General features: G+C 71.6%; 23 protein-coding genes. 1 reads left to right on the top strand and 22 read right to left on the bottom strand.

From position 1 onward, the window contains the following. Positions 1-98 precede the first annotated feature (98 nt). From ACFWJW_RS20085 to pyrR, 14 genes are all read right to left on the bottom strand, one after another. Complete coding sequence (locus tag ACFWJW_RS20085; protein WP_387242835.1) at positions 99-2,237, bottom strand: primosomal protein N'; 2,139 nt, start codon at positions 2,235-2,237, stop codon at positions 99-101. 112 nt (positions 2,238-2,349) lie between these two features. Beyond that, positions 2,350-3,558, bottom strand: coding sequence for a methionine adenosyltransferase (gene metK / locus ACFWJW_RS20080; protein WP_042156834.1), 1,209 nt, complete (start codon positions 3,556-3,558; stop codon positions 2,350-2,352). Between the two features lie 252 nt (positions 3,559-3,810). Next, entirely contained in the window at positions 3,811-5,046 is a 1,236-nt protein-coding gene (gene coaBC / locus ACFWJW_RS20075; RefSeq protein WP_387242831.1) for a bifunctional phosphopantothenoylcysteine decarboxylase/phosphopantothenate--cysteine ligase CoaBC, read from the bottom strand. A gap of 104 nt (positions 5,047-5,150) precedes the next feature. Beyond that, positions 5,151-5,423 (bottom strand): DNA-directed RNA polymerase subunit omega, encoded by a 273-nt coding sequence (gene rpoZ / locus ACFWJW_RS20070; protein ID WP_005319902.1) that lies wholly within the window; start codon positions 5,421-5,423, stop codon positions 5,151-5,153. Positions 5,424-5,494: 71 nt separating this feature from the next. Further along, complete coding sequence (gene gmk / locus ACFWJW_RS20065; RefSeq protein ID WP_387242828.1) at positions 5,495-6,115, bottom strand: guanylate kinase; 621 nt, start codon at positions 6,113-6,115, stop codon at positions 5,495-5,497. Between the two features lie 38 nt (positions 6,116-6,153). Then, the gene (locus tag ACFWJW_RS20060; protein ID WP_006607450.1) at positions 6,154-6,477 is read right to left on the bottom strand and encodes an integration host factor; all 324 of its coding nucleotides are present in this window, start codon (positions 6,475-6,477) and stop codon (positions 6,154-6,156) included. A gap of 215 nt (positions 6,478-6,692) precedes the next feature. Then, the gene (gene pyrF / locus ACFWJW_RS20055; RefSeq protein WP_387242825.1) at positions 6,693-7,550 is read right to left on the bottom strand and encodes an orotidine-5'-phosphate decarboxylase; all 858 of its coding nucleotides are present in this window, start codon (positions 7,548-7,550) and stop codon (positions 6,693-6,695) included. Next, positions 7,547-8,656 (bottom strand): quinone-dependent dihydroorotate dehydrogenase, encoded by a 1,110-nt coding sequence (locus ACFWJW_RS20050; RefSeq protein WP_387242823.1) that lies wholly within the window; start codon positions 8,654-8,656, stop codon positions 7,547-7,549. The genes pyrF and ACFWJW_RS20050 overlap by 4 nt, the downstream gene beginning before the upstream one ends. Positions 8,657-8,738: 82 nt before the next feature. Continuing rightward, positions 8,739-12,050 (bottom strand): carbamoyl-phosphate synthase large subunit, encoded by a 3,312-nt coding sequence (gene carB, locus ACFWJW_RS20045; RefSeq protein WP_387242820.1) that lies wholly within the window; start codon positions 12,048-12,050, stop codon positions 8,739-8,741. Further along, a complete protein-coding gene (gene carA / locus ACFWJW_RS20040; RefSeq protein WP_387242817.1) occupies positions 12,043-13,185 on the bottom strand; it encodes a glutamine-hydrolyzing carbamoyl-phosphate synthase small subunit in 1,143 nt (380 codons plus the stop codon). Before carA ends, carB begins: the two co-directional genes overlap by 8 nt. Next, positions 13,182-13,793, bottom strand: coding sequence for a hypothetical protein (locus ACFWJW_RS20035; RefSeq protein ID WP_387242814.1), 612 nt, complete (start codon positions 13,791-13,793; stop codon positions 13,182-13,184). Before ACFWJW_RS20035 ends, carA begins: the two co-directional genes overlap by 4 nt. Next, positions 13,790-15,076, bottom strand: a complete 1,287-nt coding sequence (locus tag ACFWJW_RS20030; RefSeq protein WP_387242811.1) for a dihydroorotase — start codon at positions 15,074-15,076, stop codon at positions 13,790-13,792. Before ACFWJW_RS20030 ends, ACFWJW_RS20035 begins: the two co-directional genes overlap by 4 nt. Before the next feature lie 5 nt (positions 15,077-15,081). After that, a complete protein-coding gene (locus ACFWJW_RS20025; protein WP_387242808.1) occupies positions 15,082-16,059 on the bottom strand; it encodes an aspartate carbamoyltransferase catalytic subunit in 978 nt (325 codons plus the stop codon). A gap of 93 nt (positions 16,060-16,152) precedes the next feature. After that, positions 16,153-16,743 carry a bifunctional pyr operon transcriptional regulator/uracil phosphoribosyltransferase PyrR gene (pyrR, locus tag ACFWJW_RS20020; protein WP_387242805.1) on the bottom strand — a complete coding sequence of 197 codons (591 nt, stop codon included), beginning with the start codon at positions 16,741-16,743 and terminating at the stop codon, positions 16,153-16,155. 221 nt (positions 16,744-16,964) lie between these two features. Here pyrR and bldD point away from each other — a divergent pair, with 221 nt between their 5' ends. Beyond that, a complete protein-coding gene (gene bldD, locus ACFWJW_RS20015) occupies positions 16,965-17,465 on the top strand; it encodes a transcriptional regulator BldD (RefSeq protein WP_018087605.1) in 501 nt (166 codons plus the stop codon). Between the two features lie 196 nt (positions 17,466-17,661). Here the strand turns inward: bldD and nusB are convergent, their stop codons facing one another. The 8 genes from nusB to aroC all read right to left on the bottom strand — a co-directional run bounded on the left by nusB (position 17,662) and on the right by aroC (position 24,411). Next, the gene (nusB, locus tag ACFWJW_RS20010; protein ID WP_042156860.1) at positions 17,662-18,093 is read right to left on the bottom strand and encodes a transcription antitermination factor NusB; all 432 of its coding nucleotides are present in this window, start codon (positions 18,091-18,093) and stop codon (positions 17,662-17,664) included. Positions 18,094-18,095: 2 nt separating this feature from the next. After that, positions 18,096-18,662, bottom strand: coding sequence for an elongation factor P (efp, locus tag ACFWJW_RS20005; RefSeq protein ID WP_127149914.1), 567 nt, complete (start codon positions 18,660-18,662; stop codon positions 18,096-18,098). A gap of 66 nt (positions 18,663-18,728) precedes the next feature. Then, positions 18,729-19,835 (bottom strand): aminopeptidase P family protein, encoded by a 1,107-nt coding sequence (locus ACFWJW_RS20000; protein WP_387242800.1) that lies wholly within the window; start codon positions 19,833-19,835, stop codon positions 18,729-18,731. A gap of 69 nt (positions 19,836-19,904) precedes the next feature. Then, positions 19,905-20,822 carry a Pro-rich N-terminal domain-containing protein gene (locus ACFWJW_RS19995; protein ID WP_387242797.1) on the bottom strand — a complete coding sequence of 306 codons (918 nt, stop codon included), beginning with the start codon at positions 20,820-20,822 and terminating at the stop codon, positions 19,905-19,907. 253 nt (positions 20,823-21,075) lie between these two features. Further along, a complete protein-coding gene (gene aroQ, locus ACFWJW_RS19990) occupies positions 21,076-21,534 on the bottom strand; it encodes a type II 3-dehydroquinate dehydratase (protein WP_387242794.1) in 459 nt (152 codons plus the stop codon). Between the two features lie 5 nt (positions 21,535-21,539). Then, positions 21,540-22,676, bottom strand: a complete 1,137-nt coding sequence (aroB, locus tag ACFWJW_RS19985; protein WP_387242791.1) for a 3-dehydroquinate synthase — start codon at positions 22,674-22,676, stop codon at positions 21,540-21,542. Continuing rightward, the gene (locus ACFWJW_RS19980; RefSeq protein ID WP_387242788.1) at positions 22,673-23,230 is read right to left on the bottom strand and encodes a shikimate kinase; all 558 of its coding nucleotides are present in this window, start codon (positions 23,228-23,230) and stop codon (positions 22,673-22,675) included. The genes aroB and ACFWJW_RS19980 overlap by 4 nt, the downstream gene beginning before the upstream one ends. Continuing rightward, entirely contained in the window at positions 23,227-24,411 is a 1,185-nt protein-coding gene (gene aroC / locus ACFWJW_RS19975; protein ID WP_387242785.1) for a chorismate synthase, read from the bottom strand. Before aroC ends, ACFWJW_RS19980 begins: the two co-directional genes overlap by 4 nt. Positions 24,412-24,512: the final 101 nt, after the last annotated feature.

The following is a 24,512-nucleotide window of genomic DNA, read 5'->3' as shown; positions in this document are numbered from 1 at the left end:
CGGGACGCCGCCCTCGGTCCCGGGGCGGCGCCATGTCCGGGGCGCTGACGCCACGACGGCCCGCCCCTCCTCCGGCGGAAGCTCCCCCGGGCGAACGCTCACCCCAGATCAGGCGGATCGATCCGGACCCGTACGGCCTCCCCCTCCCGCTTGACCAGCCGGGCCGCGCGGGCCGCCTTGAGCGCGGCGGCGAGGGCCGCGCCCTGGCCGGGGCGGACCCGGACCAGCGCACGCTCCCACTGCTCGCCCGGCGGCGGGTCGCCCGGCCGGCGCGGGCGGGCGGGGTCCGGCACCGGAAGCGGTACGGGCCCCAACACCTCGGCGCCCGCCGGGAGTTCGGCGGAGCTCAACAGCTCGGTGACATCCTCGCCGCGGCCGGCCACGGAGGCCATCCGCGACACCGGAGGGAAACCCAGCTCGGCCCGCTCGGCCAGCTCACGGACCGCATGGCCGACCGGGTCCCAGCGCACCAGCGCCTGCACCGGCCGCAGCGTCGGCTCCGCGATCACCGCGACCGTGCCTCCCGCCGCCTGCCCGCGGACCAGTGCGGCGGCGCCCAGCCAGCGGCGCAGCGCCTCCTCCCCCGCCCGCAGGTCCGGCCGCCCCAGCAGCGCCCAGCCGTCCAGCAGCAGCGCGGCCGCATACCCGCCGCCCTCCGCCACCGGCTCCGCGCCCGGGGTGCTCACCACGAGCGCGGGGACATCGGGCACCGTGGCCAGCACATGATCCCGCCCGGAGGTCCGCACCGGCACCGCCGGGAACACCCGGCCCAGCTCCTCCGCCGTCCGCCGCGCGCCCACGATCTGCGCCCGCAGCCGCGCGCCGCCGCACTCGGAGCAGTGCCAGTCCGGCTCCGGGCGGCCGCACCACGCGCAGCACAGCTCGCCGGCCTCCCGCGCCTCCAGCGGGCCTGCGCAGGACCGGCAGCGCGCGGGGGTACGGCACCGTTCGCACGCCAGCCGGGGCGCATACCCCCGGCGCGGGACCTGGATCAGCACCGGTCCGCGCTGAAGGCCCTCCCGCACCACCTGCCAGGCCATCGACGGCAGCCGGGCGGCCCGCGCGGCGGCATCCCGCGCCTCGTCACCGTCGCCGACCGTACGCACCAGTGGCGCCGCGGCCCGCACCTGTTCGCGCTCGGCGGTCAGCGGGCGGGCCCAGCCCGTCTCGACCAGCTGGGCCGCCTCGACCGTGCAGCTCAGCCCGCCCAGCAGAAATCCCGCCCGCTCATGGACCGACCGCTGGATGAGGACCTCACGGGCATGCGGCTGCGGGGCATGCGGATCGCTGTGGCTGGCGTCCCCGTCGTCCCAGAGGGCGACCAGGCCCAGGCCGGCGACCGGCGCGAACATCGCCGCCCGGGTCCCGACCACGGCGCGCACCGCGCCACGGCTGACCGCCAGCCAGCGGCGATAGCGCTCCTCGGGCCCGGCGTCGGCGGTCAGCAGCACATGCCGGCCGGCGCCGATCAGCTCGCCGAGCGCCGCGTCCACCCGCGCCGCGGCCCGCCCGTCCGGCACCACCACCAGCGCACCGCGCCCGCCCGCCAGCGCCGCGGCCGCCGCCCGCGCCAGCTCCTGCGGCCAGGTCGCCCCGGGCAGCGCCGTCCACACCGCCCGCGGTGCGTCCCCCCGGGTGAGCGCGGCGAGGAAACCGGCGCCGGCGCCGTAGCGCTCCCAACTGCCCGGCTCCGGGGGCGGGTTGGGCGGTAGAGGGTCGGGGGACGGCTTGGCTTCCGCGCGCGCCCGGCGGGGCGGCACCGCCAGCTGCACCACATCGGCGAGCGTCCCGGCATAGCGGTCCGCGACCGACCGGCAGAGCGCCAGCAGCTCGGGGGTCAGCACCCGCTCCGACGACAGCACCTGCGCGATCGGGGCGAGCACCCCCCGGTAGTCGCTCTCCGCGACCCGCTCCACGATGAATCCGCTGACCAGCTTGCCGCCCTCGCGCCGGCCGCCCTTCTCCCCCGCCCCGAAACGCACCCGGACCCGGACCCCGGGCTGCGCCTCGTGATCCATCGCCGCCGGCACCGCATAGTCGAAATACCGGTCGAGGTGCACCAGCCCCTTGTCGACCAGCACCCGCGCCACCGGCAGCTCGGCCGCCAGCTCGGCTCCCCGCCAGGTCCGCGGTCTGGCCCGCTCCGCCTTGGTCTCCCGCACGGCCTCCCGGATGAGGGCCAACTGCTCGCCCGCATCCGCCGCCCCCGCCTCCGGTCGCCCGTTCTCCCTGCTCACAGCATCAGTCTTAGCAGACCGCACGGACAGTGCCCGGCGGCCTGTGGACAACCGACGGCCCCGGACCGCCGAGCGGTCCGGGGCCGTGGCACTCACACGGGCGCTACGGGACTTACAGCCCCGCGGCCGCCTTCAGCGCCTCCACGCGGTCCGTGCGCTCCCAGGTGAAGTCCTCCAGCTCACGGCCGAAGTGGCCGTAGGCGGCGGTCTCCGCGTAGATGGGACGGAGCAGGTCGAGGTCGCGGATGATGGCGGCCGGGCGAAGGTCGAAGACCTCGCCGATGGCCTGCTCGATCTTGTCGGTGTCCACCGTGGCGGTGCCGAAGGTCTCGACGAAGAGACCAACCGGCTCGGCCTTGCCGATCGCGTAGGCGACCTGGACCTCACAGCGGGCCGCGAGGCCGGCCGCGACGACGTTCTTGGCGACCCAGCGCATCGCGTAGGCGGCCGAGCGGTCGACCTTGGACGGGTCCTTGCCGGAGAAGGCGCCGCCACCGTGGCGGGCCATGCCGCCGTAGGTGTCGATGATGATCTTGCGGCCGGTCAGACCGGCGTCACCCATGGGGCCACCGATCTCGAAGCGGCCGGTCGGGTTGACCAGCAGCCGGTAGCCGTCGGTGTCCAGCTTGATGCCGTCCTCGACCAGCTGGTTGAGGACGTGCTCGACGACGAACTCGCGGATGTCGGGCGCGAGCAGCGAGTCGAGGTCGATGTCGCTGGCGTGCTGCGAGGAGACCACGACGGTGTCGAGGCGGACGGCCTTGTGGCCGTCGTACTCGATGGTGACCTGGGTCTTGCCGTCGGGACGGAGGTAGGGGATGGTCCCGTTCTTGCGGACCTCGGACAGCCGGCGGGAGAGCCGGTGCGCGAGGTTGATCGGGAGCGGCATCAGCTCAGGCGTCTCGTCGCAGGCGTAGCCGAACATCAGGCCCTGGTCGCCGGCGCCCTGCCTGTCCAGCTCGTCGTCATCGCCCTCGACGCGGTTCTCGTACGCGGTGTCGACGCCCTGGGCGATGTCCGGGGACTGCGCGCCGATGGACACCGAGACGCCACAGGAGGCGCCGTCGAAGCCCTTCTTGGACGAGTCGTAACCGATGTCCAGGATCTTGTTGCGGACGAGGTTGGGGATGTCGGCGTACGCCTTCGTCGTCACCTCGCCGGCCACATGCACCAGGCCGGTGGTGATCAGCGTCTCCACGGCGACCCGGGACGTCGGGTCCTCCTTGAGGAGAGCGTCGAGGATGGTGTCGCTGATCTGGTCAGCGATCTTGTCGGGGTGGCCCTCGGTGACGGATTCCGAGGTGAACAGGCGGCGGGACACATCGCTCCCTGGGGTTGCAGCGGCTGCTGGCTGATCATTGGCGGACGGGCCGAGAGCTGCGCTCGGCCCGATCCACTCGCCAGTTTATCGGTCGGATGCGGCGTTCGGGCACACGGTCTCGATTTATGGACCCCCCGTGACCTGGGACACCGCGGCTTACGCTAGGACGATCACCTCGAGAATGTGCCGGGTCAAGGGGACATGCCCGATTTTGCAGGGCTGACGGAGTGATTCCGGGGCCGCTTCGGCGCTTCAGCGGCGAGTCTCGGCCAGGCGGGGTGCGACCAGGTCCCAGACCGTGTCGGCCAGGGTTTCTTTGGGCCCGTACGGCACCGGGGTCTCGGTTCCGTCGGCCGCGAGGATCACCGCTTCGTTCTCCGCCGAGCCGAAGGCTTTGTGCTCGCCGACCTCATTGACGACGAGCAGGTCACAGCCCTTGCGGGCGAGCTTGGCGCGTCCGTTGGCGAGCACCTCGTCGGTCTCCGCGGCGAAGCCGACCACGAGCTGGCCCGGGTGTGCCCGCTCGGCGGAGAGCTCGGCGAGGATGTCCGGATTTCGCACCAGGGCGATGGGTTCCGGCTCCTGGCCCTCGACCTTCTTGATCTTGCCGGAGGCGTAGACGGCGGGGCGGAAATCGGCGACGGCGGCGGCCATGACCACCGCATCGGCGTCCGCGGCGGCCTTCACCACTTCCTCACGGAGCTGTCGGGCGGTACCGACGGGGATCACGTCCACACCGGCCGGATCGGGCAGCTCGGTGTTGCCGGCGACCAGGGTGACCCGGGCACCGCGGGCCACCGCCGTACGGGCCAGCGCGTAGCCCTGCTTGCCGGAGGAGCGATTGCCCAGGTAGCGGACGGGATCCAGCGGCTCGCGGGTGCCGCCCGCGCTGATCACGACATGGCGGCCGGCGAGATCCTGCTCGCTCGCGCGTGCGCCGCGGGCCAGCACCCGGCGACAGAACGCGAAGATCTCGGCCGGGTCGGGGAAGCGGCCCTTGCCGGTGTCGACGCCGGTCAGCCGGCCGACCGCGGGGTCGATCACCAGCGCGCCGCGGCGGCGCAGGGTGGCGACGTTCTCCTGGGTGGCGGGGTTCTCCCACATCTCGGTGTGCATCGCGGGCGCGAAGATCACCGGACAGCGGGCGGTGAGCAGCGTGTTCGTCAGCAGATCGTCGGCGAGGCCGTGCGCGGCCTTGGCCAGCAGGTCGGCGGTGGCGGGCGCGACCACGACGAGATCGGCGGCCTGGCCGATACGGACGTGCGGGACCTCGTGGACGGACTCCCAGACCTCGGTGCCGGCCGGATTGCCGGACAGCGCCGACCAGGTGGCCTCTCCGACGAAGTGCAGCGCGGAAGCGGTCGGCACCACCCGTACGTCGTGCCCGGACTCCGTCAGTCGCCTCAGCAGTTCGCACGCCTTGTACGCGGCGATCCCGCCGCTGACCCCCAGGACGACCCTGGGCCGCTCCCGCTCCCGCTTGTCCATCGCTTCGCCGCTCCCCGGGCTAGGTCCCTGTGTATGCCCCTATGACACACCAAGGGCCCGGCGGACACGCCGCCGGGCCTCGATGAACGGTACTGCTGTGCTGCTTACTGCGCGGGGCCCTCGATGGCCTCCGAGGTCAGCAGACCCGCGTTGATCTCGCGGAGCGCGATCGAGAGGGGCTTCTCGTGGACGTGCGTGTCCACGAGGGGGCCGACGTACTCGAGCAGGCCCTCGCCGAGCTGCGAGTAGTACGCGTTGATCTGGCGCGCGCGCTTGGCGGCGTAGATCACGAGGCTGTACTTCGAATCGGTGGCCTCGAGAAGCTCATCAATGGGCGGGTTGATGATGCCCTCGGGTGCAGTGATGGAAGAGGACACTCTCTACCTTCCGAAGGGGGATGAAGCGTGGGTGTGACGCAGAAGTCCTGGTCGGCCGGGGAGCTGCGCGGTCAGCCGCGGGTGTTCCGGTCCCCGGAACGATTCAGCATCAAGGCTAGCAGCTCGCGGCTGACGTCCTCGACGGAGGTGTTGACAAGCGTCATATCGAACTCTTTCTCCGCTGCCAGCTCGACCCTGGCGGCGGCCAGCCGGCGCTCGATGACCTCCGGCGCCTCCGTGCCCCGTCCGGTGAGCCGGCGGACCAGCTCGTCCCAGCTCGGCGGGGCCAGGAAGACCAGCTCGGCCTCCGCCATGGACTCGCGGACCTGGCGGGCGCCCTGAAGGTCGATCTCCAGCAGGACCGGTTCCCCGGCCGCCAGCCGGTCCAGCACCGCCTTGCGGGGGGTGCCGTAGCGGTTGCCCGCGAACTCGGCCCATTCGAGCAGCTCACCGTTGGCGATGAGCTTGTCGAACTCCTCGCCCTCGACGAAGAAGTAATGGATGCCGTGCTGCTCCCCGGGCCGCGGCTTGCGGGTGGTGGCCGAGACCGACAGCCAGACCTCGGGGTGGACCTTGCGCATATGCGCGACGACCGTGCTCTTGCCGACCCCGGAGGGGCCGGAGAGCACGGTCAGCCGCGGCTGTCTGGCCGGGGGCGCGGGGGTCGTCCCCCGGGAGACGTCAGAACTCATGCAGCGATTATTCCAGCTTCCCGGTGATGCCGGAAAATTCAGGAAGCGGTGCTGCCGAACTCGCGCTCCAGCGACGCGATCTGGTTGGAGCCGAGCCCCCGGACTCGGCGGCTCTCGGAGATACCGAGCCGCTCCATGATCTGCTTGGCGCGGACCTTGCCGACGCCCGGCAGGGACTCCAAGAGGGCGGAGACCTTCATCTTGCCGATGACGTCGTTCTCCTGGCCCTGCTTGATGACCTCATGGAGGGAAGCACCGGAGTGCTTGAGCCGATTCTTGACCTCGGCGCGCTCCCGGCGAGCCGCGGCGGCCTTCTCGAGCGCGGCTGCGCGCTGTTCAGGGGTAAGGGGCGGAAGAGCCACGCCTACGTCACCTCGGATGTCGAACTGTCGGATACGGACCAGTGTGGAACCTAGTCACCCCACACGTGCGGAGCAACGAGCAACGCGCTTACGTGCAGTGCTCTCGACGGAGACTAGCGGCCGAGGGCGCCAGAGTCAGCGAGAACAGACGAAAAGTCCTGGTCAGACTCTGCTGACCAGGACATTTCGGGACCAAAGTCCCCGTCTTTCGGGTCCTAGGCGAGCGCGGTGCGCACTTCCCCGGCGAATCGGTCCGCCGCCGCGCGCAGCGCCGCGGGGTCCGGACCGTGCCGCAGCACCCCCCGGCTGACGCTCGGCACGACGTTGTGCACGGCGTTTCCGAAGACCTTCGGCAGGTCGGCGGGCGTGGCGCCCTGCGCGCCGATGCCGGGGGCGAGCAGCGGACCGTTGATCGCCAGATCGAACGAGGAGAGATCGCCGAGCGTGGCGCCGACGACCGCGCCGAAGGAACCCAGCGGCTCGGCTCCGGCGTTCTCGGCGGCAAGATGGCCGAGCATCGTCGCCGCGAGGGTGCTGCCGTCCTCCCGCACCGCCCGCTGGACCTCCGCGCCCTCCGGGTTGGAGGTGAGGGCCAGCACGAAGAGGCCGGCGCCGCTCTCGCGGGCCAGGTCGACGGCCGGCCGGAGCGAGCCGTATCCGAGGTACGGGGAGACCGTCAGCGCGTCGGAGAACAGCGGGGAGTCGGGGCGCAGGAAGGTCTCGGCGTAGGCGGCCATGGTGGAGCCGATGTCGCCGCGCTTGGCGTCCATCAGGACCAGGGCACCGCGTTCGCGCGCCTCGGCGACGGCGGTCTCCAGGACGGCCAGGCCGCGCGAGCCGAAGCGCTCGAAGAACGCGGACTGCGGCTTGAAGACGGCGACCGTCTCGCCGAGGGCCTCGACGACCGTGCGGGTGAAGCGGGCCAGGCCCGCGACATCGTCGTTCAGGCCCCAGTCGGCCAGCAGCGAGGCGTGCGGGTCGATCCCGACGCAGAGCGGGCCCCGCTCGTCCATGGCCTGGCGCAGGCGCGCGCCGAAGGGGGCGGCCGGGTGGGCGACGGCTTCCCGGGTCATCCGGTCACCTTCTTGTGCTCGGCGCCGACCGCGTCGGCGAGGGTGGCGTAGGGGCTGTTGCGCAGGCGGGCGGCCAGCCCCTTGTGGATCGTGCGGCACCAGAACGGGCCCTGGTAGATGAAGGCGCTGTAGCCCTGGACCAGGGTGGCGCCGGCGAGGATGCGCTGCCAGGCGTCCTCGGCGGTCTCGATGCCGCCGACCCCGACGAGGGTGATCTTGTCGCCGACACGGGCGTAGAGGCGGCGCAGGACCTCCAGGGAGCGCTCCTTGACGGGCGCGCCGGACAGTCCGCCGGTCTCGGCGATCAGCTTCGGGTCGGAGGTCAGCCCGAGGCCCTCGCGGGCGATGGTGGTGTTGGTGGCGATGATCCCGTCCAGGCCGAGCTCGACGGCGAGGTCGGCGACCGCGTCCACGTCCGCGTCGGCGAGGTCCGGGGCGATCTTGACCAGCAACGGGACCCGGCGGTCGGTGACCGTGCGGTCGGCGGCCTCGCGTACGGCGGACAGCAGCGGGCGCAGATGCTCGACGGCCTGGAGGTTGCGCAGCCCCGGGGTGTTCGGGGAGGAGACATTGACGACCAGGTAGTCGGCGTGCGGGGCGAGCCGCTCGGTGGAGGTGACGTAATCGGCGGTCGCCTCGTCCTCCGGTACGACTTTGGTCTTGCCGATGTTGACGCCGACGGTGGCCGGGAACACCGGGTTGCGGGCCGCCAGGCGGGCCGCCACGGACGCGGAGCCGTCGTTGTTGAAGCCCATCCGGTTGATCAGCGCGCGGTCCGGTACGAGCCGGAACAGGCGCTTCTTGGGGTTGCCGGGCTGCGGCTGCGCGGTGACCGTGCCGATCTCGACATGGTCGAAGCCGAGCATGGTCATCCCGTCGATGGCGACGGCGTTCTTGTCGAAGCCGGCGGCCAGGCCGAAGGGGCCGTGCATCCGGCGGCCCAGGGCCTCGGTGCGCAGCTCCTTGTAGCGGGGCGCGAGGGCGGCCGCGAGGAAGGTGCGCAGCACGGGCAGGCGCACGGCCAGCTGGATCCAGCGGAAGGCCAGGTGGTGGGCCTTCTCGGGGTCCATGCGCTGGAAGAGCAGTTGGAAGAAGAGGCGGTACATCGTCGGTGGTGCCTTCCGCACGGGGAGGGACGGGGGGGCTCATGAAGAGGGGGACACCGTTTCGGTGTCCCCCTCCCGGCCGCTACTCCTGGCGGGCCGCGGTGAGATGTTCGGCGTGTTCCTGGAGGGAACGCACGCCCACGTCTCCGCGGGACATCGCCTCGATGCCCTGTACGGCGGCGGCCAGCGCCTGGACCGTGGTCAGGCAGGGGACGCCACGGGCGACGGCGGCGGTACGGATGTCGTAGCCGTCCAGCCGGCCGCCGGTGCCGTAGGGGGTGTTGACGATCAGGTCGACCTGGCCGTCGTGGATGAGCTGGACGATGGTCTTCTCACCGTCCGGCCCCTCGCCCTCGGACTGCTTGCGCACCACGGTGGTGTTGATGCCGTTGCGGCGCAGCACCTCGGCGGTGCCGGAGGTGGCGAGCAGCTCGAAGCCGTGGGCGACCAGCTCACGGGCCGGGAAGATCATCGAGCGCTTGTCCCGGTTGGCGACCGAGACGAACGCGCGGCCCTTGGTGGGCAGCGCCCCGTAGGCGCCGGACTGGGACTTGGCGTACGCGGTGCCGAAGACCGAGTCGATGCCCATGACCTCGCCGGTGGAGCGCATCTCCGGGCCGAGGACGGTGTCCACCCCGCGGCCGTGGATGTCGCGGAACCGCGACCAGGGCATCACGGCTTCCTTGACGGAGATCGGCGCGTCCAGCGGCAGGGTGCCGCCGTCGCCGTTCTTGGGCAGCATGCCCTCGGCGCGCAGCTCGGCGATGGTGGCGCCGAGCGAGATCCGGGCGGCGGCCTTGGCGAGCGGTACGGCGGTGGCCTTCGAGGTGAAGGGCACCGTACGGGAGGCGCGGGGGTTGGCCTCAAGGACGTAGAGGATGTCCCCGGCCATCGCGAACTGGATGTTGATCAGTCCGCGGACGCCGACGCCCTTGGCGATGGCCTCCGTCGAGGCGCGCAGCCGCTTGATGTCGAAGCCGCCGAGGGTGATCGGGGGCAGCGCACAGGCGGAGTCGCCGGAGTGGATACCGGCTTCCTCGATGTGCTCCATGACGCCGCCGAGGTAGAGCTCGTGGCCGTCGTAGAGCGCGTCGACGTCGATCTCTATGGCGTCGTCGAGGAACCGGTCGATGAGGACCGGGTGCCGGTCGATCAGGCCGGCGTGCCGGGTGAGGTACTCCCCCAGCGAGGGCTCGTCGTAGACGATCTCCATACCGCGGCCGCCGAGCACGTAGGAGGGGCGGACCATGACCGGGTAGCCGATCTCGGTGGCGATCTGCTGGGCCTCGGCGAAGGAGAACGCGGTGCCGTACTTGGGGGCCGGCAGTCCGGCCTCGGTCAGCACCCGGCCGAAGGCGCCGCGCTCCTCGGCGAGGTCGATCGCCTCGGGCGAGGTGCCGACGATCGGCACACCGTTGTCCTTGAGCGCCTGCGCCAGGCCCAGCGGGGTCTGCCCGCCGAGCTGGACGACGACACCGGCGACCGGTCCGGCCTGGGTCTCGGCGTGCACGATCTCCAGGACGTCTTCCAGCGTCAGCGGCTCGAAGTACAGACGGTCGGAGGTGTCGTAGTCCGTCGAGACGGTCTCCGGGTTGCAGTTGACCATCACGGTCTCGTAGCCGGCGTCGCTGAGCGCGAACGAGGCGTGGACGCAGGAGTAGTCGAACTCGATGCCCTGGCCGATGCGGTTGGGGCCGGAGCCGAGGATGATCACGGCCGGCTTCTCGCGCGGGGCGACCTCGGTCTCCTCGTCGTAGGACGAGTAGAAGTACGGGGTCTTCGCGGCGAACTCGGCGGCGCAGGTGTCGACCGTCTTGTAGACCGGGCGGACGCCGAGGGCGTGCCGGACCTCGCGGACGACGTCCTCGCGCAGGCCGCGGATCGCGGCGATCTGGGCGTCGGAGAAGCCGTAGCGCTTTGCGTCCGCAAGGATCTCCGGGTGGAGCTTCTCGGCGGCCGCGATCTCGTCGGCGATCTCCTTGACGAGGAAGAGCTGGTCGACGAACCACGGGTCGATCTTCGTGGCGTCGAAGACCTCCTGCGGGGTGGCACCGGCCCGGATCGCCGCCATGACGGTGTTGATCCGGCCGTCGGTCGGGACCTGGGCCTTCTCCAGCAGCGCGGCCTTGTCCCCCGGCTCGGAGACGAAGTCGAACTGGCTGCCCTTCTTCTCCAGGGAGCGCAGGGCCTTGTTGAGCGCCTCGGGGAAGTTACGGCCGATGGCCATGGCCTCGCCGACCGACTTCATGGTCGTGGTCAGCGTGGCGTCGGCGGCCGGGAACTTCTCGAAGGCGAAGCGCGGCACCTTGACGACGACGTAGTCGAGAGTCGGCTCGAAGGAGGCCGGGGTCTTCTCGGTGATGTCGTTGGGGATCTCGTCGAGGGTGTAGCCGACGGCGAGCCGGGCGGCGATCTTCGCGATCGGGAAGCCGGTGGCCTTGGAGGCCAGCGCCGAGGAGCGCGAGACGCGGGGGTTCATCTCGATCACGATGACCCGGCCGTCCTCGGGGTTGACCGCGAACTGGATGTTGCAGCCGCCGGTGTCGACGCCGACCTCGCGGATCACCGCGATGCCGATGTCCCGCAGGATCTGGTACTCGCGGTCGGTGAGCGTCATGGCCGGCGCGACGGTGATCGAGTCGCCGGTGTGCACGCCCATCGGGTCGAAGTTCTCGATGGAGCAGACGACCACGACGTTGTCGTTCTTGTCGCGCATCAGCTCCAGCTCGTACTCCTTCCAGCCGAGGATGGACTCCTCCAGGAGCACCTCGGTGGTTGGCGAGAGCGTCAGGCCCTGGCCGGCGATCCGGCGCAGCTCCTCCTCGTTGTGGGCGAAGCCGGAGCCGGCGCCGCCCATGGTGAAGGAGGGGCGGACGACGACGGGGTAGCCGCCGAGTTCGTCGACGCCCTTCAGGACGTCGTCCATGGAGTGGCAGATGTACGAGCGGGCGGACTCGCCGTGGCCGATCTTGCGGTTGACGGCCTCGACGACCTCCTTGAAGAGGTCGCGGTCCTCGCCCTTGTTGATCGCCTCGACGTTGGCGCCGATCAGCTCGACGTTGTACTTGTCGAGGGTGCCGGACTCGTGCAGCGAGATCGCGGTGTTCAGCGCGGTCTGGCCGCCCAGGGTCGGCAGCAGCGCGTCGGGGCGCTCCTTGGCGATGATCTTCTCGACGAACTCCGGGGTGATCGGCTCGACATAGGTCGCGTCGGCGATCTCCGGGTCGGTCATGATCGTCGCCGGGTTGGAGTTCACCAGGATGACGCGCAGGCCCTCGGACTTGAGGACCCGGCACGCCTGGGTGCCGGAGTAGTCGAACTCGGCGGCCTGGCCGATGACGATCGGGCCGGAGCCGATGACCAGGACGGACTGGATATCGGTGCGCTTAGGCACGCTGGCCCTCCATCAGGGATACGAAGCGGTCGAAGAGGTACGCGGCGTCGTGCGGACCCGCTGCTGCTTCGGGGTGGTACTGGACGCTGAAGGCCGGCTGGTCGAGGAGGTGCAGGCCCTCCACCACGTTGTCATTGAGGCAGACGTGGGAGACCTCGGCGCGGCCGAAGGGGGTGCCTACGACCTTGTCGAGCGGAGCGTCGACGGCGAACCCGTGGTTGTGCGCGGTGACCTCGACCTTGCCGGTCGTACGGTCCTGCACCGGCTGGTTGATGCCGCGGTGGCCGTACTTGAGCTTGAAGGTGCCGAAGCCCAGGGCACGGCCCAGGATCTGATTGCCGAAGCAGATGCCGAACAGCGGCGTCTTGCGCTCCAGCACTCCGCGCATGACGGAGACCGGGTGGTCGGCGGTGGCCGGGTCACCGGGGCCGTTGGAGAAGAACACGCCGTCCGGGTTCACCGCGTAGACGTCCTCGACGGTCGCGGTGGCGGGCAGCACGTGCACCTCGATGCCGCGCTCGGCCATCCGGTGCGGGGTCATGCCCTTGATGCCCAGGTCGATCGCGGCGACGGTGAACTTCTTCGTGCCGATCGCCGGGACGACGTAGGACTCCTTGGTGGCGACCTGCGTGGACAGGTCGGCGCCCTGCATCTCGGGGGCCTGGCGCACCTTGGCCAGCATCGTGCCCTCGTCGGGCAGCGCCTCACCGGAGAAGATGCCGACCCGCATGGCGCCGCGCTCGCGCAGGTGCCGGGTCAGCGCGCGGGTGTCGATGCCGCTGATGCCGACGACGCCCTGGGCGACCAGCTCGTCGTCCAGGGAGCGCACCGAGCGCCAGTTGGACGGGAGCCGGGCGGGGTCGCGGACGACGTAGCCGGCGACCCAGATCCGCTGCGACTCGGGGTCCTCGTCGTTCACCCCGGTGTTGCCGATGTGCGGGGCGGTCATGACGACGACCTGGCGGTGGTACGAGGGGTCGGTCAGCGTCTCCTGGTAGCCGGTCATGCCGGTGGAGAACACCGCTTCGCCGAAGGTCTCCCCCACGGACCCGTAGGCGCGGCCGCGGAAGGTGCGGCCGTCCTCCAGGACGAGTACGGCGGGGATCTTGGCGGTCCCCCTGGTGGAGGTCGTCATCGTGCGCCTTCCGTTTCGGTGTGCTCGGTGGTGCTGGTGTGGTGCTCGGTGGTGCTGTGCTCGGTGGTGCTCAGCCGGTCGATGGCCTCGACCCAGGCCGGGTGCTCGGTCGCCTTGTCGGAGCGGAAGCCGGAGTCGATCTCCTTGTCCCCGTGCCGCCAGGTGACGATCAGCAGGCCGCCCTCGGGGAGGACCTTGCCGGCGATGCCCTTGTCGAGGCGGGCCCCGCGCAGTGCGGCGGCCGGCACGAAGAAGTCCTGGGCGCCCGGCCGTACGACGTCCAGCCCCTGATCGGTCAGGGTCAGCTCGACGCGGCTGCGGGTGCCCAGACCGTGGGCCACGATCCGGTCCAGCCACTGCCCGGCGGTGGTGGAGCCGTGGTAGCGGCCGCTGAGGGTCAGCTCGGGCTCTCCGGGCTCGTCCGGGGTGGCCGGCAGCTCGGGCAGATCGCCCTGGAGGGTGCCGCGCCACTTCCAGCCCTGGCGCATCAGCCAGTAGACGAAGACGACGAAGACCAGCAGACCGACGACCCAGGCGATCCGGCCCGCCCAGTCGGTGACCGGCGCGGACTTCTGCGCTGCGGCCAGGTGGATCAGTGGAGGAATCACGCCAGCTTCCCGTCGACGACCGTTGCCCGGCCCCGCAGGAAGGTGTGGGTGACGCGTCCCGGCAGCTCACGGCCCTCGTAGGGGGTGTTGCGGCTGCGGGAGGCGAAGCCCGCGGGGTCCACCTCTCCACGGTAAGCGGAATCGAGCAGCGTGAGGTTGGCGGGCTCACCAGCCGAGACGGGGCGGCCGTGGCCCTTGGCCCGCCCGATCCGCGCGGGCGCGTAGGACATCCGGTCCGCGACGGCCGCCCAGGTCAGCAGGCCGGTCTCGACCATCGTCTGCTGCACGACCGACAGCGCGGTCTCCAGGCCCACCATGCCCATGGCGGCCGCGGCCCACTCGCAGTCCTTGTCCTCGTGCGGGTGCGGGGCGTGGTCGGTGGCGACGATGTCGATCGTGCCGTCGGCGAGGGCCTCGCGCAGGGCCAGCACATCGCGCTCGGTGCGCAGCGGCGGATTGACCTTGTAGACGGGGTTGTAGGTGCGCACCATCTCGTCGGTGAGGAGCAGGTGATGCGGCGTGACCTCGGCGGTGACGTCGATGCCGCGGGACTTGGCCCAGCGGACGATCTCGACGGAGCCGGCGGTCGACAGATGGCAGATGTGCACCCGCGAGCCCACGTGCTCGGCGAGCAGGACGTCCCGGGCGATGATCGATTCCTCGGCCACCGCCGGCCAGCCCCCGAGCCCCAGCTCCGCCGAGACGATGCCCTCGTTCATCTGGGCGCCCTCGGTGAGCCGCGGTTCCTGGGCGTGCTGCGCGACGACGCCGCCGAATGCCTTCACGTACTCCAGCGCCCGGCGCATGATCACGGCGTCGTGCACGCACTTGCCGTCGTCGGAGAAGACGGTGACCCCGGCGGCGGACTCGTGCATGGCACCCAGCTCGGCGAGGTTGCTGCCCTCCAGGCCGACGGTGACGGCACCGATGGGCTGCACATCGCAGTAGCCGTGCTCCTGGCCGAGGCGGTAGACCTGCTCGACCACGCCGGCGGTGTCGGCGACGGGGAAGGTGTTGGCCATGGCGAACACCGCGGTGTAGCCACCGGAGGCGGCCGCCCGGGTACCGGTCAGCACGGTCTCGGAGTCCTCGCGGCCCGGCTCGCGCAGGTGGGTGTGCAGGTCGACGAGGCCCGGCAGGAGGATCTTGCCCTCGGCCTCGATGACGTCGGCGCCCTCGGCGGACAGCCCGGCGCCGACGGCCTCGATGGTCTCGCCGTCGATCAGGACGTCCTGGGCCTCGCCGCCGAGCACCTTCGCACCACGGATCAGGATCTTGCTCATGGGTCTTACTTCTCCTCGGTACGGGTGTGGGTGACGGCGGGCTCGTTGCCGCCGAGCAGCAGATACAGGACGGCCATGCGGACGGAGACGCCGTTGGCCACCTGCTCGACGACCGTGCAGCGGTCGGAGTCGGCGACCTCGGCGGTGATCTCCATGCCGCGGACCATCGGGCCGGGGTGCATCACGAGGGCGTGCTCGGGCATCCGCGCCATCCGCTCGCCGTCCAGGCCGTAGCGGCGCGAGTACTCCCGCTCGGTCGGGAAGAAGGCAGCGTTCATCCGCTCGCGCTGCACCCGCAGCATCATCACGGCGTCGGTCTTCGGCAGGACGCGGTCGAGGTCGTAGGACACCTCGCACGGCCAGGTCTCGACGCCGACCGGCACCAGGGTGGGCGGGGCGACGAGGGTGACCTCGGCGCCGAGGGTGTGCAGGAGGTCGACGTTCGAGCGCGCGACGCGGCTGTGGAGCACGTCACCGACGAGGGTGATGCGCCGCCCGCTCAGATCCTGGCCGAGCCCGGCGTCCGGGCCGGTCAGCCGGCGCCGCATGGTGAAGGCGTCGAGCAGGGCCTGGGTGGGGTGCTGGTGGGTGCCGTCGCCGGCGTTGATGACGGGAGCGTCGATCCAGCCGGAGTTGGCGAGCCGGTAGGGGGCGCCGGAGGCGCCGTGCCGTATGACGACGGCGTCGACGCCCATCGCCTCCAGGGTCTGGGCGGTGTCCTTGAGGGACTCTCCCTTGGAGACGCTGGACCCCTTGGCGGCGAAGTTGATGACGTCCGCGGAGAGCCGCTTCTCGGCGGCCTCGAAGGAGATCCGGGTCCGGGTGGAGTCCTCGAAGAAGAGATTGCAGACCGTGCGTCCCCGCAGGGTGGGGAGCTTCTTGATCGGCCGGTCGGCGACCCGGGCCATCTCCTCGGCGGTGTCGAGGATCAGGACGGCGTCGTCGCGCGTGAGGTCGGCGGCCGAGATGAGGTGACGCTTCATCCGGTGTTCTCCGTGGGTGAAGGAGGTGTACGGGAATGTCCGTTGAGCGGGCATGCCTGCGGGCCCGGGGTCACCGGGTCCGTGTGCGGTGCGCTATCGCTCGCCGGCCGGGGCGGTGTGCTTCACGCCGAGCAGCACGGCGTCCCGGCCGTCCTCCTCGGTGAGCTGGACCTTGACCGTCTCCCGCAGCGACGTGGGGAGGTTCTTGCCCACGTAGTCGGCGCGGATCGGCAGTTCGCGGTGGCCCCGGTCGACGAGGACCGCCAGCTGCACGGCGCGCGGCCGGCCGATGTCGCCCAGCGCGTCCAGCGCGGCGCGGATCGTGCGCCCGGAGAAGAGGACGTCGTCGACGAGGAGGACGACCCGGCCCTCGATGCCGTCGGCGGGGATGTCCGTGCGGGCGAGCGTGCGGGCGGGGCCCAGACGCAGGTCGTCGCGGTACATCGTGATGTCGAGCGAGCCGACCGGGACCGTACGGCCGGTGATCTCTTCGAGCTTCTCGGCCAGTCGCCGGGCGAGGAAGACGCCGCGGGTGGGAATCCCCAGGAGCACCACATCGTCCGCGCCCTTGGCGCGCTCGACGATCTCGTGGGCGATACGGGTGAGCATGCGCGCGATGTCCGGGCCTTCGAGCACCGGCCGCGCGGGGAGCTGAACCCTCGTGTCGGGATTGCTTGCGTCCATACGAAACGGACCTCCTTCTCCGCCTCACGGGACGGACCTTAAAGGACGTCGGAATTACGCGCCCAAGGCTACCAGGGGGCCCGCCACGGCCCGTCGGCACCCCTGACGGGTGAGGGTCTACCCCGTTCCGCTTGACGAAGTCAGATTACGCTGCGTAACCTCACAGTGAGTTACCAGCCCGCGGCGGAGCCGCATGTCGATAGAGCCGTCTGGGGAGTTTTATGTCCAGCGAATACGCCAAACAGCTCGGGGCCAAGCTCCGCGCCATCCGCACCCAGCAGGGCCTTTCTCTCCATGGCGTCGAGGAGAAGTCCCAGGGCCGCTGGAAGGCCGTGGTGGTGGGTTCGTACGAGCGCGGCGACCGCGCCGTGACCGTACAGCGCCTTGCCGAGCTGGCGGACTTCTACGGCGTCCCGGTGCAGGAACTGCTGCCGGGCACGACACCGGGCGGAGCGGCCGAGCCGCCGCCGAAGCTGGTGCTCGACCTCGAGCGCCTCGCCCATGTCCCGCAGGAGAAGGCCGGCCCGCTTCAGCGCTACGCCGCCACCATCCAGAGCCAGCGCGGTGACTACAACGGCAAGGTCCTCTCGATCCGCCAGGACGACCTGCGCACCCTCGCGGTCATCTACGACCAGTCGCCCTCGGTGCTGACCGAGCAGCTGATCAGCTGGGGCGTGCTCGACGCCGACGCACGCCGCGCCGTGTCACACGAGGAGCTCTGACCCCTCGCACCGCAGAAACGTACCGCCGCTCCGGGCTTCCGGGGCGGCGGTTCTGCGTTCCGGGGCGCTCCGGGACGTGCCGGTTCCCCGCGAGGCACCCCCCCACGAGGCCGCTGACGGCGTTCTGCGGGCATGCGAAGGGCCCGGAGCCTTGCCCTTCGCTCCGGGCCCGTTCGCACGCTCTGCCGACCGCCTGCTACGCCTCGCGCCGCAGGCTCGGCTTCAGCTCCTTGAGCCGGCCGAGGAGGCCGTTGACGAAGGCCGGGGAGTCGTCCGTGGAGAACTCCTTGGCGAGCTGCACGGCTTCGTCGATCGCCACCGCGTCCGGCGTGTCGTCCACCCAGAGCAGTTCGTAGGCACCGAGCCGCAGGATGCTGCGGTCGGCCGCCGGCATCCGGTCCAGGTCCCAGTCGACCGCGTAGGTGGAGATCAGCTCGTCGATGCGGGTGACATGGTCCGCGTATCCCTCGACCAGCTCCAGGGTGTATTCGTTCACCGGCGGCTGGCGCGGATCGGTCCGGGCGTGCCGCATCCAGTCCGCGAGCACGGACTGCACATCGGCACCGCGCTGGTCGGCCTCGAAGAGTATCTGGAAGGCGCGCTTACGGGCCTTGGTGCGGGCAGCCACGGTTAGCTGTTCACCCGGCCGAGGTAGTCGCCCGTGCGGGTGTCGACCTTGATCTTCTCACCGGTGGTGATGAAGAGCGGCACCTGGATGGAGTAGCCGGTCTCCAGCTCGGCGGGCTTGGAGCCGCCGGTGGAGCGGTCGCCCTGCACACCGGGCTCGGTGTGCTTGATGGTCAGCTCGACCGCGGCGGGGAGCTCGACGTAGAGCACCTCGCCCTCGTGCTGCGCCACGACCGCCTCGAAGCCCTCGATGAGGTAGTTCGCGGCGTCACCGACCGACTTGCGGTCGACGTGCAGCTGGTCGTAGGTGTCCATGTCCATGAAGACGAAGTAGTCGCCGTCCATGTACGAGAACTGCATTCCGCGCTTGTCGACGGTGGCCGTCTCGACCTTCACGCCGGCGTTGAAGGTCTTGTCCACCACCTTGCCGGACAGCACGTTCTTGAGCTTCGTGCGGACAAAGGCGGGGCCCTTGCCGGGCTTGACGTGCTGGAACTCGACGACGGACCAGAGCTGGCCGCCTTCGAGCTTGAGCACCATGCCGTTCTTGAGGTCGTTCGTGGATGCCACGGTTGCGGAATCTCCTGGACTGCAGGTGGTGGGACCCCGGAGCGGCGCACGCCGAAGCCCTACGGCTCAGAGTGCGAGCAGCTCCTTGGTCGTGATCGTGAGTAGCTCGGGCCCGCCGTCCGCCTCGGGGCGGACGACGAGTGTGTCGTCGATCCGGACACCCCCACGGCCCGGGATGTGAACCCCCGGCTCGACGGTGACCGGCACGCAAGCGTCCAGTTTACCCATGGCGGCAGGGGACAACTGAGGGTCCTCATCGATTTCGAGTCCGACACCGTGCCCGGTCCACGGTCCGAGCCGCTCCCCGTACCCCGCGGCATCCAGGACATGACGGGTCACCCGGTCCACCTCGCGGCACTCCACACCCGGCGCGAGCGCCTCGCGTCCGGCGCGCTGGGCTGCGAAAACGAGATCGTACAGCTCGATCTGCCAGTCCGAGGGCGTGGTGCCGATGACGAAGGTCCGGCCGATCTCGCAACGGTAGCCGCGGTAATTGGCGCCCAGCCCGACGCTGAGGAAGTCGCCCTCCTCGACCCGCCGGTCGGTGGGCAGATGCCCGGGGCGGCCGGCGTTCGGGCCGGTCGCGACGGAGGTGGGGAAGGCCGGGCCGTCCGCGCCGTGGTCGACCAGCCGGCGCTCCAGTTCCAGCGCGAGATGCCGCTCGGTGCGGCCGACCAGGATCGATTCCAGGAGCTCCCCCAGGGCCTGGTCGGCGATCTCCGCGGCGATCCGCAGACAGGCGATCTCGTCGTCGTCCTTGACCAGCCGCTGCGCCTCGACCGCGCAGGCCAGATCCGTCAGCCGCAGCCGGGGCGCGACCTGGGAGAGCGCCCGGTGCCGGGTCACGGTGAGGTGGTGTTCCTCCACGGCCAGGACCTCCGCGCCGGCCTTCTCGGCCAGGTCGGCGCCCGCCACGACCGGGTCGCCACCACGGGTCGGCAGCACCGAGACCCGGACGTCCTCGGCCGGGCGCCCCTCGGAGGGATCACCGCTCAGCGGGCTGCCGCAGAGCAGCACATCGTCGGCCGGTCCCAGCAGCAGCGCGGCGCCCGGCGGGGCACAGCCGGTGAGGTAGCGGACGTTCGCGGGGCGCGAGACCAGTGCGCCGGCGCTTCCGGCCCCGGCTACGCGGCCGCGCAGACGCGTGCGTCGGGCCGCGTACAACTCGGACATATCACGAGCGTACGGCGACTCCCCCGAGGCGGCCGGTCGAGCGGGGCCGCCCGGGGGACCGGTGCCGTCCTACCAGTTGGGCGGGCTGGCGATGCTGCGGGCGACGACGTCGTCCAGCACCCGCACCGTCGTGGCGACGTCGTGCTGGGAATTGTCGATGATCGGCAGACCGGAGCCGTACCAGCCGGCCATCCGCCCGTGGATCCTGGCCACCTCTTCGTCGGAGAGCCGGCGGTTGCCGCTGCGCCGGGCATTGCGCTCCAGCACGATCTCCAGGCCGGGCAGCAGCACGATCGGCAGCAGTCCGGGTCCAACATGCCGCTTCCAGCCGCCGAGGCCGACGACCGGCCGGTCGGGGAAGACGGCGTCGTCGAGGATGCAGGAGATGCCGTTGGCGAGGAAGTTGCGGGCCGCGAAGCCGCAGGTGCGGCGGGCGAGGCGGTACTGCGCCTCGGAGTGGTCGTTCCAGCCGGACTGCGGGTCGGCGAAGCCCGAGCGGACCCATTCGCGGACATCGTCGAGGCTGATGTGCGCGGTCGGCACCCGCCGGGTGTCGGCCCAGTGGCGCGCCACGCTGGTCTTGCCGGCCCCGGCCGGGCCGATGAGCAGCACCGCGACGGCCGCCTGGCTTGCGTCCGGCGCGGCGGCATCGGTGGGCGGGCTGGGCAGCGGCACCGGGGCGCCCGGGGGCAGCGGCACATGGCCGGTGATGTCCGTGCTGTGCGGGGTGGGCGGGGCCTGCTGGGGTGCGGTCCCGTGCCAGCCCTGGCCGGCGGCGGGGGCGGGCTGCTGCGCGGGCGGCGGCGGAGCGGCGGGGGCCTGCGGCGGGGGCGAAGGGGCCGGCGGCGCGGCGGGCGGATGGTGCCCGCCCGGTGTGGGCCCTGCCGGTGTGTGCCCTCCTGGGTGGGGCGTCCAGTGCATGGATGCCCCGGGTCCTGATGCCTGCCCGCGGGGCGGTGGCAGCGGAGCCCCCACTGCGTAGTGCATCCGGTGGCTCTCCGTCTCGTGCGGTCGACGTGGTGCGGTGCTCCCGGCTCACGCCGGGTGGCGCCCGGACACCGGGCTCGGTGCCCGGTGCCCCGTGCGGTAACCCACCGGCCCGGAGGGGCCGTTGTGCCCCACAGCCGTCGGCGTGGGTGGTGCTGCTGCGAACGGTACCCTCCCGGACACGGCCGGTGGGTCTCCTGCCCCCGCCGCTCGCTGCGGGAACGGCCGGGGGCGCCGTACGTGCCCGAGGGCGTCAGTCCCGCAGTTCCTCGGCCAGCGCGCGGAGCGCGAGCCGGTAGGAGCCGATGCCGAAGCCGGCGACCGTACCGCTGGCGATGGCCGCGATGACCGAATTGTGGCGGAACTCCTCGCGGGCGTACGGGTTGGAGATGTGCACCTCGATCAGCGGGGCGGTGCGCTGGGCCGCCGCGTCCCGCATGCCGTACGAATAGTGCGTGAAGGCACCGGGGTTGATGATGACCGGAATCGATCCGTCGGCGGCCTCGTGCAGCCAGCGGATCATCTCGCCCTCGTCGTTGGTCTCCCGGACCTCGGCCTCGAACCCCAGCTCCTTGCCGAGCCTGGTGCACTCCTCGACCAGCCCGGTGTAGGAGGTGGCGCCGTAGACATCGGGCTCACGGGAGCCCAGCCGGCCGAGGTTGGGCCCGTTGAGGACGAGCACCCGGCGGGTCCTGCCGCCCTTGCCGCTCATGCCGCTCACGCTGCGATCTCGGCGTGTGCGGCGAGCAGCATGGCCGGGTCCGGGCCCTCCAGGACGGTCGGCTTGGCGAGGCCGTCCAGGACGATGAAGCGCAGCCGGTCACCGCGGGACTTCTTGTCGACCTTCATGGTCTCCAGCAGCTTGGGCCACTGGTCGCCCCGGTAGGTCAGCGGCAGCCCGACGGACTCCAGGACGGCGCGGTGCCGGTCGGCGGTGGCGTCATCCAGGCGGCCGGCGATCCGGCCGAGTTCGGCGGCGAAGACCATGCCGACGGAGACGGCCGCGCCGTGCCGCCAGTTGTAGCGCTCGTTCTTCTCGATGGCGTGCGCGAGGGTGTGGCCGTAGTTGAGGATCTCCCGCAGTCCGGACTCCTTGAGGTCCGCGGAGACCACCTCGGCCTTGACCCGGATCGCCCGCTCGATCAGCTCGGCGGTGTGCGCACCGTCCGGGCGCTTGGCGGCCTCCGGGTCCGACTCGATCAGGTCGAGGATCGCCGGGTCGGCGATGAAACCGGCCTTGATGACCTCGGCCAGACCGGAGACGTAGTCGTTGACCGGCAGCGAGTCCAGCGCGGCCAGGTCGCAGAGCACCCCGGCCGGCGGGTGGAAGGCGCCGACGAGATTCTTGCCCTCGGCGGTGTTGATGCCGGTCTTGCCGCCGACCGCCGCGTCCACCATGCCGAGCACGGTGGTCGGTACGGCGATCCAGCGCACCCCGCGCAGCCAGGTCGCCGCGACGAATCCGGCCAGGTCGGTGGTGGCCCCGCCGCCGACGCCGACGATCACATCGCTGCGGGTGAAGCCGGACTGGCCGAGCGCCTTCCAGCAGTAGGCCGCGACCTCGGCGGTCTTGGACTCCTCGGCGTTCGGCAGCTGGATGGCGATCGCCTCGTAGCCCTGGGAGGCCAGATCCTCGCGCAGCGCCTCTCCGGTGGCGGCCAGCGCCTCCGGGTGCAGCACCGCGACCCGCCCGCCCGTCGCCCGCCGCCGCCCCGGGTCGAGGCGCTCCGCGCCGCTGTGACACCCGCCGATCAGGCCGGGGAGTTCACCGAGCAGCTGCCGCCCGACGAGCACCTCATACGGATCGGTGCCCGCCGTGCCGCCGACCTGGATCCGGGTGGCCTGCTCCGTCATGCCTGTTCCTCCCTGTGGGCGGCCTGCGGGGCGTCTCCCCCGGCCTGGCGTAGCTCCAGCGCGTCCACGATCGCCTCGACGACCTGCTCGGGGGTCCGCTCCCCCGTGGCGATCACGGCGCGCGCGACCTCGGTGTACAGCGGGCGGCGGCGCTCCATCAGCTCCCGCCACTGCTTGCGCGGATTGACGGCCAGCAGCGGGCGGGGCGCGTCCAGGCCCACCCGCTTGACGGCGTCCGCGAGTTCGACGTCCAGGAAGACCACCGGGAGTCCGGTCAGCAGCTTGCGGGTGCCCTCGTCGAGGATCGCGCCGCCGCCGAGCGAGAGCACGCCCGGGTGGCCGTCGAGCGCCTCCCGCACCGCGGCCCGTTCCAGCTCGCGGAAGTGCGGCTCGCCCTGGTCGATGAAGATCTCGGCGATCGGCCGGCCGGCCGTGGCGACGACATCGGCGTCGGTGTCCCGGTAGCCGACGCCCAGCCGCTCGGCCAGCAGTGCACCCACCGTCGACTTACCGGCCCCGGGCGGGCCGATCAGCACGACGACCGGGGACGTCATTTGATCGCCAGGTTGTCGAGGAAGTTCCGCACGTTGCGGCGGGTCTCCGGCACGCTGTCGCCGCCGAACTTCTCCACCACGGCGTCCGCCAGCACCAGCGCCACCATCGCCTCGGCGACGATGCCGGCGGCCGGCACGGCACAGACGTCCGAGCGCTGGTGGTGCGCCTTGGCCGCCTCACCGGTGGTCACATCGATGGTCGCCAGCGCCTTCGGCACCGTGGCGATCGGCTTCATCGCGGCGCGCACCCGCAGCAGCTCGCCGGTGGTCAGCCCGCCCTCGGTGCCGCCGGAGCGGCCCGAGCTGCGCTTGATCCCGTCATCGGTGGAGACGATCTCGTCGTGCGCCTTCGAGCCCGGCACCCGCGCCAGGTCGAAGCCGTCGCCGACCTCGACGCCCTTGATGGCCTGGATGCCCATGAGGGCGGCAGCCAGCCGGGCGTCCAGACGGCGGTCCCAGTGGACGTGCGAGCCGAGGCCCACCGGCACGCCGTAGGCCAGCACCTCGACGACTCCGCCGAGGGTGTCGCCGTCCTTGTGGGCCTGGTCGATCTCGGCGACCATCGCCTTGCTCGCGTCCGCGTCCAGGCAGCGCACCGGGTCGGCGTCCAGCTTCTCGACGTCGGAGGGCCGGGGGTACACGCCGTACGGGGCCTTGGCCGCGGCCAGCTCGACGACGTGCGAGACGATCTCGATGCCGGCCGTCTCCTTGAGGAAGGAACGGGCGACCGTGCCGAGGGCGACCCGGGCGGCGGTCTCGCGGGCGGAGGCGCGCTCCAGGACCGGGCGGGCCTCGTCGAAGCCGTACTTCTGCATACCGGCGAGGTCGGCGTGGCCGGGGCGGGGACGGGTCAGCGGCGCGTTACGGGCCAGCGCGGCGAGCTCCTCCGGGTCCACCGGGTCGGCCGCCATCACCTGCTCCCACTTGGGCCACTCGGTGTTGCCGACCATGATCGCCACCGGCGAGCCCATCGACAGACCGTGCCGCACCCCGCCCAGGAAGGTGACCTCGTCCTGCTCGAACTTCATCCGGGCACCGCGGCCATAGCCGAGCCGGCGCCGGGCCAGCGCGTCCGCCACCATCTCCGTGGTGATCGGCACGCCGGCCGGAAGGCCCTCCAGCGTCGCCACGAGTGCGGGGCCGTGCGACTCCCCCGCCGTCAGCCAGCGCAACCTGCTCAACGGTGCTCCTCATGTACTGCTCATCCGCGTACGGTCTCTCCCCGATCCTCCCACGTCGCGCGGGACGACCGGCGCCCAGTCCAGGGTGCGGACCGGGCGCG

The organism is Streptomyces sp. NPDC127097 (assembly GCF_042724075.1).
Lineage (GTDB): Bacteria > Actinomycetota > Actinomycetes > Streptomycetales > Streptomycetaceae > Streptomyces.
This window is presented reverse-complemented; position numbering and strand designations above follow the sequence as displayed.

Excerpts from the sequence above, each read along its gene's own strand:
- coaBC (WP_387242831.1), bottom strand. The coding sequence starts at position 5,046 with ATGGACAAGCGGGAGCGGGAGCGGCCCAGGGTCGTCCTGGGGGTCAGC.
- gmk (WP_387242828.1), bottom strand. The coding sequence starts at position 6,115 with ATGAGTTCTGACGTCTCCCGGGGGACGACCCCCGCGCCCCCGGCCAGA.
- pyrF (WP_387242825.1), bottom strand. The coding sequence starts at position 7,550 with ATGACCCGGGAAGCCGTCGCCCACCCGGCCGCCCCCTTCGGCGCGCGC.
- ACFWJW_RS20050 (WP_387242823.1), bottom strand. The coding sequence starts at position 8,656 with ATGTACCGCCTCTTCTTCCAACTGCTCTTCCAGCGCATGGACCCCGAG.
- carA (WP_387242817.1), bottom strand. The coding sequence starts at position 13,185 with ATGACGACCTCCACCAGGGGGACCGCCAAGATCCCCGCCGTACTCGTC.
- ACFWJW_RS20030 (WP_387242811.1), bottom strand. The coding sequence starts at position 15,076 with ATGAGCAAGATCCTGATCCGTGGTGCGAAGGTGCTCGGCGGCGAGGCC.
- ACFWJW_RS20025 (WP_387242808.1), bottom strand. The coding sequence starts at position 16,059 with ATGAAGCGTCACCTCATCTCGGCCGCCGACCTCACGCGCGACGACGCC.
- pyrR (WP_387242805.1), bottom strand. The coding sequence starts at position 16,743 with ATGGACGCAAGCAATCCCGACACGAGGGTTCAGCTCCCCGCGCGGCCG.
- bldD (WP_018087605.1), top strand. The coding sequence starts at position 16,965 with ATGTCCAGCGAATACGCCAAACAGCTCGGGGCCAAGCTCCGCGCCATC.
- ACFWJW_RS20000 (WP_387242800.1), bottom strand. The coding sequence starts at position 19,835 with ATGTCCGAGTTGTACGCGGCCCGACGCACGCGTCTGCGCGGCCGCGTA.
- ACFWJW_RS19995 (WP_387242797.1), bottom strand. The coding sequence starts at position 20,822 with ATGCACTACGCAGTGGGGGCTCCGCTGCCACCGCCCCGCGGGCAGGCA.
- aroQ (WP_387242794.1), bottom strand. The coding sequence starts at position 21,534 with ATGAGCGGCAAGGGCGGCAGGACCCGCCGGGTGCTCGTCCTCAACGGG.
- aroB (WP_387242791.1), bottom strand. The coding sequence starts at position 22,676 with ATGACGGAGCAGGCCACCCGGATCCAGGTCGGCGGCACGGCGGGCACC.
- ACFWJW_RS19980 (WP_387242788.1), bottom strand. The coding sequence starts at position 23,230 with ATGACGTCCCCGGTCGTCGTGCTGATCGGCCCGCCCGGGGCCGGTAAG.